Source organism: Micromonospora sp. AP08 (assembly GCF_008085935.1).
GTDB lineage: Bacteria > Actinomycetota > Actinomycetes > Mycobacteriales > Micromonosporaceae > Micromonospora > Micromonospora chersina.
The window spans coordinates 1-14,163 of sequence record NZ_VSEZ01000033.1; the positions used below are offsets into that span (position 1 = coordinate 1).

At 73.2% G+C, this 14,163-nt stretch carries 10 protein-coding genes; 3 read left to right on the top strand and 7 right to left on the bottom strand.

What is annotated here, in order from left to right; genetic code table 11:
* Positions 1–79: 79 nt before the first annotated feature.
* The 3 genes from pulA to FXF50_RS28735 form a co-directional block, all read right to left on the bottom strand.
* Positions 80–5,578 carry a pullulanase-type alpha-1,6-glucosidase gene (pulA, locus tag FXF50_RS28725; protein ID WP_148432061.1) on the bottom strand — a complete coding sequence of 1,833 codons (5,499 nt, stop codon included), beginning with the start codon at positions 5,576–5,578 and terminating at the stop codon, positions 80–82.
* Between the two features lie 152 nt (positions 5,579–5,730).
* On the bottom strand, positions 5,731–6,405 hold the full coding sequence (locus tag FXF50_RS28730) for a cellulose binding domain-containing protein (protein WP_148432062.1): 675 nt from the start codon (positions 6,403–6,405) through the stop codon (positions 5,731–5,733).
* Positions 6,406–6,488: 83 nt separating this feature from the next.
* Entirely contained in the window at positions 6,489–7,100 is a 612-nt protein-coding gene (locus tag FXF50_RS28735) for a cellulose binding domain-containing protein (protein WP_148432063.1), read from the bottom strand.
* Between the two features lie 400 nt (positions 7,101–7,500).
* On the opposite strand from FXF50_RS28735, the gene FXF50_RS28740 reads away from it, so the two are divergent.
* Positions 7,501–8,961, top strand: coding sequence for an APC family permease (locus FXF50_RS28740; protein ID WP_148432064.1), 1,461 nt, complete (start codon positions 7,501–7,503; stop codon positions 8,959–8,961).
* A 57-nt stretch (positions 8,962–9,018) separates the two neighbouring features.
* Here the strand turns inward: FXF50_RS28740 and FXF50_RS28745 are convergent, their stop codons facing one another.
* Positions 9,019–10,407, bottom strand: a complete 1,389-nt coding sequence (locus tag FXF50_RS28745; protein ID WP_148432065.1) for a hypothetical protein — start codon at positions 10,405–10,407, stop codon at positions 9,019–9,021.
* A gap of 280 nt (positions 10,408–10,687) precedes the next feature.
* Here FXF50_RS28745 and FXF50_RS28750 point away from each other — a divergent pair, with 280 nt between their 5' ends.
* Positions 10,688–11,875 (top strand): histidine decarboxylase, encoded by a 1,188-nt coding sequence (locus FXF50_RS28750; protein ID WP_187399869.1) that lies wholly within the window; start codon positions 10,688–10,690, stop codon positions 11,873–11,875.
* A gap of 20 nt (positions 11,876–11,895) precedes the next feature.
* Here the strand turns inward: FXF50_RS28750 and FXF50_RS28755 are convergent, their stop codons facing one another.
* Entirely contained in the window at positions 11,896–12,285 is a 390-nt protein-coding gene (locus FXF50_RS28755) for a hypothetical protein (protein ID WP_148432067.1), read from the bottom strand.
* A gap of 40 nt (positions 12,286–12,325) precedes the next feature.
* Positions 12,326–12,988, bottom strand: coding sequence for a hypothetical protein (locus FXF50_RS28760; RefSeq protein WP_148432068.1), 663 nt, complete (start codon positions 12,986–12,988; stop codon positions 12,326–12,328).
* Positions 12,989–13,001: 13 nt separating this feature from the next.
* Here FXF50_RS28760 and FXF50_RS28765 point away from each other — a divergent pair, with 13 nt between their 5' ends.
* The gene (locus FXF50_RS28765) at positions 13,002–13,181 is read left to right on the top strand and encodes a hypothetical protein (protein ID WP_148432069.1); all 180 of its coding nucleotides are present in this window, start codon (positions 13,002–13,004) and stop codon (positions 13,179–13,181) included.
* A 13-nt stretch (positions 13,182–13,194) separates the two neighbouring features.
* Here FXF50_RS28765 and FXF50_RS28770 read toward each other — a convergent pair whose 3' ends face one another.
* Entirely contained in the window at positions 13,195–13,563 is a 369-nt protein-coding gene (locus FXF50_RS28770; protein ID WP_091320853.1) for an ArsC/Spx/MgsR family protein, read from the bottom strand.
* Positions 13,564–14,163 lie beyond the last annotated feature (600 nt).

A 14,163-nucleotide genomic window follows, 5' to 3' on the forward strand; every position in this document is an offset into this window, starting at 1 on the left:
GCAACGGTCGACGTACGGCTCGACGCAAAGGGTCCGGCCCCCTGCCACTTCGTGGCAGGGGGCCGGACCTCGTTCGGTGTCAGCTCTGGACGAAGACCGCCACGCTGCGGGCCGGCACGATGAACGTGCCGCCGGCCCGGTCGAAGGACGCCGTCCGGAGCACCGGGTCGGCGGAGTTCCTCAGCACCGGGTGCAGCGCCACGTTCGCCCCGCGCAGGCCGGTGACGGTCTGCTTCGCGGTCTCCGGGGTGCCGTTGAAGACCACGGTCACCGACTTCCACTTCCCGTCGAGCCCGCGGGCGTCGAGGGTCATGGTGATCACGCCCGGGGTCTCCCGGTCGCTGGAGAGCGGGAAGGCGACCCGCTTCTGCACCTGGTCGGCGGTGGTCAGCCCGAAGACCGGCGAGGAGCGCCGGATGGTGAGCAGCTCCGCGTACCGGGCGTCGGCCAGGTCGATCGCCGCGCAGTCCGGCACCAGCTTCGGGTCGGCCAGCAGCGGCTTGGCGTACGGCCACTTGTCCTTGTTGTCCTGCTCCGGCGGGAGGCCGGCGCCGAAGCCGTTGCCCTGGGCGCAGTCCCAGCGGATCTGGTTGAACCAGTCACCGGAGTTGAACGAGTTGCGGTCCAGCGACTTCGAGCGCAGGCGCTCCGAGCCGGCCGTCACGAACCCGGTCCCCTGCCCCATCACCACGGTGCTGAGCGCGAGCACCTGCATCCGCGCCCGGTCCTGCGCCGAGGTGCCCTGCGGCAGCTTGTACGCCAGCGCGTCGTACAGGATCTCGTTGTCGTGCGCGTCGACGTAGGTGACCGCCTCGCCCGGCGCCGCCGTGTAGCCGGCCGGCGAGCCGTTGTAGTCCACCTGCGCGCCGGTGACCGGTCGGCCGGACGAGTCGGTGAACCGGTAGCCGCGCAGGTTGCCGGTGAGCCCCACCTTGATCAGGTCCTGCTGGTGCAGCAGCCGGGCCTTCTGCTCGGCGGCCGAGCCGTTGACGTCGTCGCCGTTCGGGTCGGTGAAGAGGCCCGAGGCGAAGCCCTGGATGCGCGGGTTGCCGTCGAAGGGCCCACCACCCCGGACCGCGTCGCGGAGCCGGTCGTTGAAGGTGCCGATGCCGGTGCCGGCCATGTTGGCCTGGGTGGCCTGCACGAACCGGGCGTCGTTGGCGACCTCGCCGAAGTTCCAGCCCTCGCCGTACAGCAGGATCTTCTTCCCGTCCACGCCGTCGCGGGCCATGGTCAGCTCGTCCAGCGCGGCGCGGACGGCCAGGATGTTCGCCTTCGGGTGGTGGCCCATGAGGTCGAACCGGAAGCCGTCCACCTTGTACGCCTTCGCCCAGGTGACCAGCGAGTCCACCACGAGCTTGCCCATCATGGCGTGCTCCGGGGCGGTGTTGGCGCAGCAGGTCGAGTTGGCCACGGTGCCGTCGGGCAGCAGCCGCTGGTAGTAGCCGGGCACCACCTGGTCGAGCACCGACTTCGGGTCGGTGCCGGCGGCCGAGGTGTGGTTGTAGACGACGTCCATCACCACGCGCAGGCCGGCCTGGTTGATCCCGGCGACCATCTGCCGGAACTCGGTGGTCCGCTTCGCCCCGGCCGGGTCGACGGCGTAGCCGCCCTCCGGCACCGTGTAGTGCAGCGGGTCGTACCCCCAGTTGTAGCCGTCCTTGTCGGCCACCGCAGCGACGCACTTCTGCTGCTCGTCGGAGTCCGGTGGCAGCGCGGCCAGGTCGCAGGCGGGCTGCGCCTGGTCGGCCCGCTTCTCGGGGATGGTGGCGAAATCGAACGCCGGCAGCAGGTGCAGGTAGTTGACCCCGGCGTCGCCGAGCGCCTTCAGGTGCGTCATTCCGGCCGTGCTCGGGTCGGTGAAGGCGAGGTAGGTGCCCCGCCGATCGGCCGGCACGGTGGTGTCGGCGATGGAGAAGTCGCGCACCGACACCTCCTGGATCTGCGCCTTCGCCGACGGCACGGCCTTCGGCTTGCGCAGGTTCGCCCAGCCGGCCGGGGCCAGCGCCGGGTCGGCCAGGTCGACGATCTGGCTGTGCGTCGAATCCGGCGCGAGGGCCAGCGAGTACGGGTCGGTCACCGTCGCGGTGACCACCTTCTGCGCGGCCGGCTGCCACGCCTCGACCTGGTAGCGGTAGTACTTGCCGGTCCAGCCCTTCGTGCCGCGCACCGACCAGACGCCGGTGGTGTCGTTGCGGCTCATCGACACGGTCGTCGGCTCGGCCGCCGGCGAGTCGAAGAGCTGGAGCGAGACCTTCCGCGCGGTGGGCGCCCAGACGGCCAGGGTGGGCACCTTGCCGGCGAACGTCGGGCCGAGCTTCGCGGCGGTCGCGGCCCGGTAGACGTCGTCGAGGACGCCCGGGATCTGCACCCCGGTGGCGCCGAGCAGGTGGCCCTCGGCGTCCCGCTCGGTCACCACGAGCTGGCCACGCAGCGCCGCGGGCACCTTGGCCAGGTCGGCGCGGTCCAGCGTGAACGCGCGATAGGCCCAGAGGTGGGGGTACGCCTGCCGCTGCGCCTCGGTCAGCCCGTTGCGCCCCGCCCGCAGCGGCAGCGTGGTGTACGTCCCGGTCAGCTCGCCGTCGGCGATGCCGAGCCCGCCGGCGGGGGCGGCCACCAGGGCGTACCGCTTGCCGTCGGTCGGCCCGGTCTGCCACGCCACGGTGGACCGGTCGATCCACTGCGCGTTCTGCTTGGTGATGTCGAGGTCCTTCGCGACCCCGGACGAGGTCGGCGGCAGGAGGCGGCCCTTGACCCCGGCCAGCAGCCAGATCTCGTGCCCGGCCGCGGCGAAGTCCAGCCGCTGGTCGTCGGGCTGATCCTTCTCGTCGCCCTTGTGGATGATGTAGTTCAGCCCGGTGGCCCCGGCGGCCAGGGGCACGCGGAAGACGGCGCCGTACGCGTCGATCTTCTCCGGCTTCAGCGGGTTGCCCCAGTCGGTCGGGTTGGCGGCGCCGTCCCAGAGGTGCAGGCCCCAGCCGTCGTAGTTCCCGTCCGCCTTGCGCCAGTGGATGACCGCGGTGCTCTGGTCGACCGGCGGGTCCGGCTCGCCGGTGGCGGCCTGCCGGGTCGGGTAGAGGGTGCCGTCGCCCTGCTTGACCCAGACCTCGCCGGTCTGCGTCACGTCGATGGTGCGGTCGTTGGCGGCGTCCTTGTTCCCGTCCTTGTCGACCACGAGGAAGCCGACCGACTTGGCGCCCGGCTTCAGCTTGACCCAGGCGAACCGGCCGTAGGAGTCCTCACCGGCGAACGGCTGCCCCTTGGGCCACTCCGTCTGGTAGGCCGGGTCGATGTCGCCCCAGGTGTAGAGGCCCCAGTCGTCGTACCCTCCGGCGGGTCGCTGGTAGTGCACGACCGCCCAGTCCCGCGACGCGCTCTGCACGGGGGTGCCGACCACGCCGGTGGTGCGGGCGGCGGCCACGCGGCCCTTGCCGTCGCGGACCACCGCCTTGTACTCGACCTTCGTCCCGCCGGCCAGGCCGGTCAGGTCGTGGTGGACGGTGTACGGCGCCTTGTGGGCGCTGCCCAGCAGCGTCCACTTGCCGCCGGGGACCCGGGCGGCGAAGGTGACGGTCGCGAGGGGATCGCCGGTGACCTGGGCGGTGACGGCGGCCTTGGTGGCGACCGGGGCGTCGCCCGGCTCGGTGAGGGTGATCGTCGGGGCGGCGCCGGCCTGCGGGATGGCCCGGTCGGCCTTGAGCACGACGGCCGACATGGCCGGCACGGTCACGGCCAGCTTGCCGTCCGCGCCGGCGCTCGCGGTGGCCGCGCCGCCGTACACGCCGGTGAAGGTGGCACCGGCCGACCACGTGTCCACGGTGACAGTCTGCGCCGTCGCGGCGTTGTTCACCGCGACGACGTACTCGGTGCGGTCCTTCGGCAGGACGCGGGAGAAGGCGAACACGCCGGGGCCGTCGGCCGCGTACCGGGTCACCTGGATGCCGTCCCGCAGCGCGGGGTGGGCCTGCCGCAGCTCGCCCAGCTCGGCGATGGTCCGGTAGAGCGGGTGGGTGGTGTCGTACTGGTCGCTGGCGTGGGTGCGGGTGGTGCCGATCAGGTCGTCGTCGAGGTAGTCCGCCGTCCTGCTGGCGAACATGTCCTGCCGGGCGTCCTTGTCGCCGCCGGGTCCGGTGAAGCCCTGCTCGTCACCGGAGTAGACGACCGGCTGGCCGCGGGTGAGGAACATCAGCTGGTGGGCGAGCTGGTCGCGGCGGAGCTGGCTGGCGTCGTCCCCCCCGGCGGCCGCGAGGAACGAGCCGATCCGGCCCATGTCGTGGTTGCCGAGGAAGGTGGTCAGCCGGTTGGCGTCGGTGTCCCGCGCGGCGTAGAGGTCGTCCTTGGCGTACAGGTCCGCGAGCGCCTTGGCCGAGCCGTCGGCGGCGGTGTAGCTCCGCGCGGCCTCCTGGAAGGAGAAGTCGAGGGTGGCCGGCAGGCCGCCCTGCCGCACGTAGGTCGACTCGATCTCCTGGTCGGCGCTGTAGACCTCGCCGAACATGAAGAAGTCCGGCTTGCCGGCCTTGGCGGCGGCGGCGTCGATGCCCCGGGTGAACTGCGGCCAGAAGTCGAGGTTGGCGTGCTTGACCGTGTCGAGGCGGAAGCCGTCGACGCCGGCCCTGCCGATCCACTGCGCGTAGATGTCGGTCATGCCGCGGACCACCTCGGGACGCTCGGTCCACAGGTCGTCGAGGCCGAAGAAGTCGCCGTACTCGCTGTTCTCACCGGCGAAGGTGGAGTCGCCCCGGTTGTGGTACATGGTCGGGTCGTTCAGCCACGCCGGTACCTTCACCTTCGCGTCGGCCGCGGTGGCGAAGGTCGGGGTGTACGGGAACGACTCCTTGTTCACCTGCGGGAACGCCCGGGTGCCGTCGGCGTAGTTGCGGTCCTCGAAGGCCCGCCCCTGCGCGTCGGTGTAGGGGGACGTCTTCTTGTCGACGTAGCCGTACTTGTCCTCGGCGTAGCGGATGACGTCCGCGGTGTGGTTGGCGATGATGTCCAGATAGACCTTGATGCCCCGCTGGTGGGCGAGGCCGACCAGCTTCTTCAGCTCCGCGTTGGTGCCGAAGTGCGGGTCGACCTGGGTGAAGTCGGTGATCCAGTAGCCGTGGTAGCCGGCGGACACGTCCGCGCCGGTGCCCTGCACGGGCCGGTTCTTGAAGATCGGGGCGAGCCAGATGGCCGTGGTGCCGAGGCCCTCGATGTAGTCCATCTTGTCGATGACCCCCTTGAGGTCACCGCCGTGGTAGAAGCCCTTGTCCGCGGGGTCGAGGCCGGTGCTGAGCCGATCGCCGGCCAGCCCGCCGGTGTCGTTGCGCTTGTCGCCGTTGGCGAAGCGGTCCGGCAGGACGAAGTAGAACTGCTCCGCCTTCGCGGTGTTGCTGCCGGCCTTGAGCAGCGTCTCGGCGGACGGCTCCCGGCTCCACTGCGGCGCGCCCGCGGCGGCCAGCACGTCGGGGGTGGCGCGGTGGTCGCTGCCGTCGGCGCCCACCTGGTGGAGGGCCACCGGCACGCCGACGAGGGTGAGCACGAGGGAGGAGGCCAGGGCGGCCAGGGCCTTGCGGGATATCGGCGGCGGTTTCATCGACGGCCTTTCTCTGGTCGCTGATTCGCCCGCACGCTAGCTCCCGCCGAAACATTCTGCAATACCTTGCAAACCAAGTCGCAACAAAGCAGCCGCCTTGCGAAACACGGCAGCGCGTGCCGATCGTCGAGGGTGCCGCGGGAGGCCGAGGATCAGAGCCCGGAGCAGGCGGCGCCGTCGACCGCGCAGCTCGTGGGCCGGGTCGTACCCGTCTGCTCGAAGTGGAACTGCAGCGGCACCGACGCCCCGGGCGCCAGGGCCACCCCGCTGCGGTAGGTGAAGACCCCGTCGGTGAAGTCGCCGCTGCCCTGCTCGGCGCCGCTCACCCAGGCGGCCACGAGACGGCCGCGCGGGAAGGTCAGCCGCACCGTCCAGCCACGTGCCGTGCCGGCGGTGTTGACCAGCCGCACCTCACCGACGAACCCGCCGTCGAAGCTGCTCACCACCCCGTACCGGCCGGTCACCGGCGGGGCGGGCGGCGCGGGCGCGGGCGGGCCGCCGGGGCGGGCCGTGCCGGTGGCCGCCGGCCGGCTCGGCGTGGGCCGGGCGGGCAGCACGGTCGACCGGGGGGAGAGCCCGGGGACCACCGGCCCGGCGGCGGACGTGGGCGGCCGGGCGACCTCGCCGGGGGTGGTGGCCGGCAACTCGGGCAGCGACATCGTCGGGGCCGGCGGCGGGGACTCGGCGAACGTCCGCCGCCCGCGCACCGAACCGAGCGCCACGACGAGCAGGACCACCATGACGATCACGCCGATGGAGATGACGATCCAGGGCGAGGAGGCGATGACGGCGCCGGGTGACGGGCGTACGCGTCGTGTGCCGGACATGCCCCTCCCCTGTCGGTCCTGGTCGGACGAGCGTAACGACCGCGAGCGTCGTCCGCCGGGTGGACCCGCGGCCGGTGCGGGCCTCAGCCGATCACACAGTCGGCGCCGTTGACGGTGCACTGGCCGGGCTGGTCACCGGCGCCCGTGCGGCCGAACCGCATCCGCACCGTGGCGGTCTGCCCGGCCGGCAGCGGGCCGGTGCCGCGCAGCACGAACACCCCGCTGCCCTGCGTGCTGACCGACACCCCGGAGGTGGACGAGGCTTCGATGGTCTTCACGTTGCCGGTGAAGAGCAGCTCGACCTCCCAGCCCTGACCGCCGCCGGAGCCGTTGACCACGGTCAGCCGGGCCTCGAAACCGTTCCGGTCGCTCGCGGTGGCCTCGTACCGTGCGGTCACCGCACCCTGGGCGCCCGCCCGGGTCGAGGCGCTGGGCCGGGGCGTCGCCGACCGGGACGCGCCGGCCGAGGGCGAGACGGTCGCGCTGGGCGACGGTGTCGCCGATCCGGTGGGCGTGCCGGTGGCGCCGCCCGTCGGCGGCCCGGACGTGGGGGCGTCCACGCCGAGGGTCGGCAGGTACATCGGCGGAGCGGGCGCCGGCACCGGCTGGTGTTCCTGCCCGCGCAGCGAGAACAGGGCGATCACCAGCAGGCCGACGATCAGGCCGACACCGAGCAGCACCACGACCCACGGCACCGATGCGAGCATCCGTGGCGCCGCCGGCGCCTCGGCCGGCTCTACTGGCCCGCCGCTCATCACATGCCCCCCTCGTGGTACCCGACGCGCCAGCGTAGTCATGGTGCGTCGCGTGCCGCAGCGCGCGGGGGGCGGATCCGACCGTCCGGGCATCCGCGACGCGCGGAACGGACGATCTTGCGCGGCGGATCGGGCCCCGCCGGCCGACCCACGGACACGACCTGCACCCGACACGTCGCACCGCGTCGTCGGCTACGCTGTCCGGGCTCAGCTATCGGAGCTCCTAAATGGCTCAGATCCGGGCAAGGACGCGCACATCCGCCCACACTGTCCATCATGGAGAGCCGCCCCGACGGACACCCGCCCCGACACCCCTCCCTCCCCCACTCGGAGCAGCTCCATGCAGATTGCCAGCGCGCCAACCGGGCTCATCCGCAAGTCCCTCGGCACCGGCGCCCTGTTGGTGTTCAGCGCCACCGCCTCCTCCCCGATGGCCGTGCTCGCCGGCGCGATCGTCGCCACGTACGCCTCGACCGGCGTCACCGGCACACCGCTCGGCTTCCTCGTGATCGCGGCCGCCCTGCTCTTCTTCTCCGTCGGCTACCTGGCCATGGCCCGCTACGTCTCCAGCGCCGGCGTCTTCTACGCGGCCCTGGCGGCCGGCTTCGGGCGGTTCTGGGGCGTGGTCGCCGCGCCCGTCGTGCTGCTCGGCTACAACGCCATCCAGATCTGCCTGTACGGGCTGCTCGGCGCGGTCGTCAGCGGCAGCCTCGGCGGCGCCTGGTGGACCTGGGCGCTGCTCGCCTGGGCCGGGGTCGCCCTGGTCGGCGTGCTGAAGGCGCGGATCAGCGTCGGCCTGCTCGGCGCGGTGCTGGCCGTCGAGGTGGCGGTGATCCTGCTCTTCGTGCTCACCTCGTTCGCCCACCCGGCCGGCGGTACGGTGAGCTTCGCGCCGCTGGACCCCGGCAACCTGCTGGTCCCCGGCATCGGCGGCGTGGTCGCCTTCTGCGCGGCCTCGTTCGTGGGCTACGAGTCGGCCGCCGTCTACTCCGAGGAGTCCCGGTCGCCGCAGGCGGTGTCCCGGGCGGCCTATTCGGCGCTGATCCTGCTCGGCGTCCTCTACGCGCTCGCCGCCTGGGCCATGGCCGTGGCCGTGGGCCCGGACCAGGTCGTCGACCGCTCCCGCGACCCGAACGCCGGCCTGCCGTTCTCGATCCTGGAGGCGAACGCCAGTCCCGTGCTCGGCAGCGTCGCCACCATCCTGGTGGTGACCAGCGTCTTCGCCGCGATGATCAGCTTCCACAACTCGATCGCCCGGTACGCCTTCAGCCTCGGCCGGGAGCGGGTGCTGCCCGCGATGTTCGAGCGGGTCGGCCGGGGTGGCGCGCCCGTCGCCGGGTCGGTGCTCCAGTCGGCGATCGCCCTGCCGGTCATCCTGGTCTTCGCGCTGACCGGCGCCGATCCGGTCGCCATCATGTTCAGCTGGCTCTCGGGCGTCGCGGCCATCGCGGTGCTGCTCATGATGGCGGTCACCTCGGTTGCCGCGATCGCCTTCTTCCGGCGGGGCGGCGGTGGCGACGAGAGCACGTGGCAGCGCGCGGTCGCGCCGGCCATCGGTGCGGCGCTGGTCGGCGCGGCTCTCCTCACCACGCTGGTCAACCTCTCCGCCGTGCTCGGCGCGCCACCGGAGTCCAACACGAAGTGGCTGGTCCCCGGCGCGGTGGCGGCCGCCGCGGCGGTGGGCCTGGTCTGGGCGGCGGTCATCCGGGCCACCCGCCCCGAGGTGCTGGAGAACGTCGGGCAGGGCCAGCCGCGCCCGCTCGCGGTCATCGAGCAGGACCTGGTCGGCCGCTCCCTGTAGGCGGCCCGGACGCGCGACGGCCCGCCCCCGACAGCCGGGGGCGGGCCGTCGGCCTGTTCAGCGCCGGCGCCGGCCGGCGACCGTCCCGTCCATCGCGGCCTTGCGTTCCTGCCCGGTCATCACCAGCTGGTTGAGGTGCTGCAACCAGCGCCAGGCCGGGTGGACCTGATGCTCCGGGGTGAGCGGGAGCCAGCTGCGGTACTCCACGCCCCCGCCGCTGTAGTGCGGGCAGGTGGAGTGCACCACCACCTGCTCGTGCGCCCGCGCCGGGCGCTCGACCACCAGCAGGTTGTCGTCGGACATGACCACCAGGTTGCGCCCGGGGATGCCCATCCCGCCCGCGCCGGGCAGCCCGGCGCCGGCCTCGTCGCCGGTGCCGAGCAGGGTCGACACCGAAACCCCGACGTAGCGGGCCTCGGCCGGCATCGGCTCGCCGGCCTGGGTCATCTGGGCCACCGGGTCGAAGACCCCGCCGTCGGCCAGGTAGCCCTCGGCGATCTCGCACAGCTCGGCGAGCAGCGCCGGCAGGTCCTGCACCTCAATGCCGTCACGGAACAGGCGGGAGGCCGCATGGATCTCGTAGTAGGGCCGGCGCGGGTCGGCGAACCGGGGGTCCAGGCAGGCGTAGAGGAACACCAGGGCGTGCGGCCCGACCGGCTTCGTCCGGCGCAGGTCCCAGTAGTGCGAGGCGTGCAGGGCGTTGGCGTACTGCACCCGGTGCACCACCGCCTGCCGGATCTGGTGGTAGACGGCCTGGTTCGAGTAGCCGTCGGCGCTCGCCTCGGACGCGTCGGCCCCCGACCAGCTCGCCGGGGCCGGCCCGGCGGCGCCGTAGCCGGGAGTGCCCGGTGCGCCGTAGCCGGGGGTGTCCGGTGCGCCGTAGCCGCCCGCCGCTTCCGGGCGCGCCGCGGCGGGGGCGCGGTAGCCCGGCGTCGCGGGGGCACCGTAGGCCGGCGGCGCGGGGGCCTCGAAGGCCGGCGCCGCGGGGGCGCCGTAGCCCGGCGTGGCGGTGCCCAGCCCGGACCAGCGGAAGGCGCCGCCAGCGCCCGCGGGCTCCGGCGGGGCGAACGGTGGTGGAGAGGCCGGGCCGCCGAAACCAGCGGGCGCCGCCGGGGCACCGAAGCCACCGGGCGCCGCCGGGGCGCCGAAGCCGCCGCCGCCGACCGGATCGGGGTAGCCGGGAGCGGGAGGAGCACCGAAGCCACCGGCGGCGCCCGGGACGCCGTAGCCGTGCGCCGGTGCGGCGGGAGCGCCGTGGGCCGGGCTCGCCGGGACGCCGGAGCCGGGCCCGCCCGGGGCCGGCGCGCCACCGGAGGGCCGGCCGCTCCCCCACCGGGCGGGCGGCCGGACCGGCGGTGCCGGCGGGTACGCCGGCCGGTCGGGGGCGCCGTCGCGCGGGTCCTCATAGGACGGACGCGGCAGCGGCGACCGGTGTTCATACGACACGTGGCAGCTCCTGGCTAGCGGGAATTCGCCCGGCCGATGATTTCACTGAGTGCACGCGTTATCAACTGTCCGCGAGCATTCTCTGGGGTACCCCACGCTGACTGCGCGCTCAGTCGGTAGCGCCCGCCGGCGGTGCCAGATGCCGGATGACCAGCGGTTATCGCCCGACCAGTACGTCGATTATGGACAATTGGTGGCCAATTTCGTAACGCTTGCCTGCTCTCCGTGACTCATGGTCCACTCTGTGCGCTGTGCACCGTGACGACGAGGGAGCGCCGTGTTGTCAGCCGACCCAGGCCGTGACGGTTCCGTCACCCGTCCCGAGGAACTCCTCGCCGAACTCGCGGCGGTCCGCTCCGCCGCGGTGGCCGGCCGGGAGACGCACGTCGGTTTCCCCATCGCCACCGACATCGACTACAGCCCGCTGGCGCCGCTGTTCGGCTCGTTGCTGAACAACATCGGTGACCCGTGGACCGACCCGGCCGGCGCCAACCACACGAAGCGCTACGAGCGGGAGGTGCTGGACTGGTTCGCCGACCTGTTCCAGGCGCCGGTCGACGACCGCTGGGGCTACCTCACCTCCGGCGGCACCGAGGGCAACCTCTACGCGCTCTACCTGGCCCGGGCCCGGTTCCCCAAGGCGCTGGTCTACCACTCCGCCGACGCCCACTACTCACTGCCCAAGTGCGTGGACATCCTCGGCCTGGACTCGGTGGTGGTCCGCACCGACGAACGCGGCGAGATGGACTACGACGACCTGGCCCGGATGGTCGACCGGCACCGGGACCGGCCGGCCATCGTGGTGGCCACCTGCGGCACCACGATGACCGAGGCCGCTGACGACGTGCCGCGGATCCGGCGCCTGCTCGCCCGCACGCCGGTCCGCCACCACCTGCACGTCGACGGCGCGCTGGCCGGAGTGCCGCTGGCGCTGGCCGACGGGCGGACCACGCTGCGGCTCGACGTCACCGTGGACAGCATCTCCATCTCCGGCTACAAGTTCCTCGGCACCCCGGTGCCGTGCGGGCTGGTGCTGACCCGCCGCACCCTCCAGCAGCAGCTCGCCCAGTCCCCCAACTACACCGGCACGGTGGACACCACGATCAGCGGCTCGCGCAGCGGCCACCCGGCGCTGCTGCTCTGGTACGCGATCCGCAGCCTCGGCCACGACGGCCTGCGGGAGCGCGCCGAGCGGGCGCGCGAGCTGGCGGCGTACGCGGTGGAGCGGCTCAACGAGGTGGGCTGGCCGGCCTGGCGGCACGAGCACGCCTTCACGGTGGTCTTCCCCACCCCGTCCCCGGCCGTGACGGCGAAGTGGGTGCTGGCCAGCAGCGCCGGCCGCAGCCACCTGATCTGCATGCCCGGCGTCACCCGGGAGGCCGTCGACGCCTTCGTGGCCGACGTGGCGACCGGCACGCTGGTCGACGCGCTGCCCCGACAGCGGGAACGGCAGGCTCTGGTCCGCTGAGCCGCCGGCACCCGGGCCGGTCAGGCGGTGCGGATGACGGTGCAGATGGCCGGGCCGTCGTCGGTGGCCCGGAGCAGGTAGCGGTAGCGCTCGCCGGGCACCGCCCGGCCCTGGCTGTCCAGGAACTCCCAGCGCACCGCCACCTCGGTGAGCAGCGCCGAGACCGGCTGCACGTCCTCGATCTGCGCGTTGGCCGCGACCAGCTCCCGCTCCTGGTAGTCGGGGGCCGCGCCGACGAAGCTGAGCGCCACGGCCGCCGGCGAGGTGAACGAGAAGCTGTAGGTGTCGGCGACCACCAGCCCCGGCAGCGCGTAGCAGCCGGCGATGGCGGGCACGTCGGCGGTGGTCAGCGCCACGCCGTACCGGTCGAAGAAGTCGGTGAGCGTGTCGAGGTCCGTGGAAGCCGTCACGCCGCTCTCCATTACCGGACGGCGGCTCCGGCAAACCTGGTCAGCGGGGCGGGATGCGTACCTCGATCTCCGCCCCGAGCTGGGCGTCGCCGGTGAGGTCGAGGTCGTCGCCGCTCCAGAACCGGCCCGGGTCGTACCAGTTGGGCCGCCGGCCGGCGGGCAGCAACCCCATCGCCTCGTAGGTCACGGCCACCACCTCCGCGCAGTACGCGGTCTCCAGCGCCCGGTCCCGGACCGGCACACCGCCACCGTCGGCGATGGAGGGTCGACCCCGGCGCAGGTTCGGCACCCGGCCGCGCGCCCAGCGCCAGGCGAGCTGCGCCGTGGACGGGAACGGGGTGCCGTCGAGGCGCGCCACGGTCCGCAGCACCGCCTCCTCCATCGCGGTGTCCGCCGGCGGTTCGAGCTGCCGCAGCCAGGCCCGCTGGCCGTACCGGTTGGCCCAGACGCAGACCGCGTCCCGCAGGTCGTGCAGCTGCACGCCGCGCTGGTGGGTGCCGGTCCACATGTCCGGCAGGGAGCGGCCCAGCTCGGCGTGCCACATCAGTGGCGGCATGTCGTCGAGCACCACGGCCATGCCGACGTGGTTGACTGGGCTGTTGGTAGTGAGCTGGATGGCGCGGTCCGGCACGCTGCGCCCGCGGAAGACCCACAGGTCGCCGGTGCGGGTCAGCTCCACCGCCTCGTCCAGGCTGATGCTCATGGAGGATCACCCTATGCCGAAGCGGCAACGGATGCGGTGGTGGAAGCTGCTCGGGCTGGCCGGCCTGGCCGGCGTGGCGGCGACCGGCGTGGTCGTGGCGCGGGCGGAACGGCGGCGCCGGGCGTACACCCCGGAGGAGATCCGGGACCGGTTGCGCGAGCGGCACGCGAAGGCCGGCGACCGGCCCGCCTGAGCCGACCGCGGGCCTACCGGTCCGTGCGGCGCACCGCTTCGTCCAGGGCCTCGGGGGTACGCCCGACGAGCGCGCTGCCGTCGTCCAGCAGCAGGATGGGGCGCTGGATCAGCTCGGGGTGCGCGACCATCGCGGCGACCCAGCGCGGCTCCGTCGCGTCGTCGCGGGGCCAGTCCGCCATGCCCAGCTCGGTCGCGGCGGGCTCGCCGGTGCGGCAGATGTCCCACGCCCGCGCGTCCAGCCGGCGCAGCACCTCGGTCAACTCCTCCGCGCTCGGCGGCTCCGCCAGGTACGCCCGCAGCCGGTAGGGCACCCGCGCCTCGTCCAGGGAGGCCCGGGCGGTGGCGCACTTCGAGCACGACGGGTTGTGCCAGATCTCCATGCCCGACATGGTGGCACGCCCACTGTGGAACCCGACGAGACCGGTCGCCCCACCCACGAGTGGAACGCCATGGAGGTCTCCGCACCCCGGAAACCTCCATAACGTTCCACCCACCACCACCCGACCCGAGCGCCCGCCGGATCCCACCTGGGCGAGATGTCCGTATGCGCATCCAAGCGACCGTCGGGCCCCTCCGCGCGTGCCTCGCCCCACGCTGGTGTTGATCAAGAGGTTTGCGTCGGGATTGGGCTGGAGGGCGACGCAAACTTCTTGATCAACCGCGGCTGGGCCGTCTGCAGGGTGCCCGTTCAGCCCTGCGGATCTTGGACACTGGTCGTTCGCCGCGAACGGCAACTGTCGAAGATCCGGGACCGTCGGCTGCGTCGCCTGGGGTGCCTGTCCGGTTTGCGGTGACAGGTTCGGGGCGTGGTGTCCGGTTTGGGTGGGTGGTCGGGGGCCACCGTCGGGGCGGAATGTTGGCGGGGGTGGGGTCGTTGTACATGGCAGACCGCGCAGGACCCCGCCCCGCGGGAGGCCGCCGGTCGGAATGACCGGCCCCGCCCGGTCGTTACATCCCCTGGACCGCGCACCACCGGTCCA

Excerpts from the sequence above, each read along its gene's own strand:
- pulA (WP_148432061.1), bottom strand. The coding sequence starts at position 5,578 with ATGAAACCGCCGCCGATATCCCGCAAGGCCCTGGCCGCCCTGGCCTCC.
- FXF50_RS28730 (WP_148432062.1), bottom strand. The coding sequence starts at position 6,405 with ATGTCCGGCACACGACGCGTACGCCCGTCACCCGGCGCCGTCATCGCC.
- FXF50_RS28740 (WP_148432064.1), top strand. The coding sequence starts at position 7,501 with ATGCAGATTGCCAGCGCGCCAACCGGGCTCATCCGCAAGTCCCTCGGC.
- FXF50_RS28760 (WP_148432068.1), bottom strand. The coding sequence starts at position 12,988 with ATGAGCATCAGCCTGGACGAGGCGGTGGAGCTGACCCGCACCGGCGAC.
- FXF50_RS28765 (WP_148432069.1), top strand. The coding sequence starts at position 13,002 with ATGCCGAAGCGGCAACGGATGCGGTGGTGGAAGCTGCTCGGGCTGGCC.
- FXF50_RS28770 (WP_091320853.1), bottom strand. The coding sequence starts at position 13,563 with ATGGAGATCTGGCACAACCCGTCGTGCTCGAAGTGCGCCACCGCCCGG.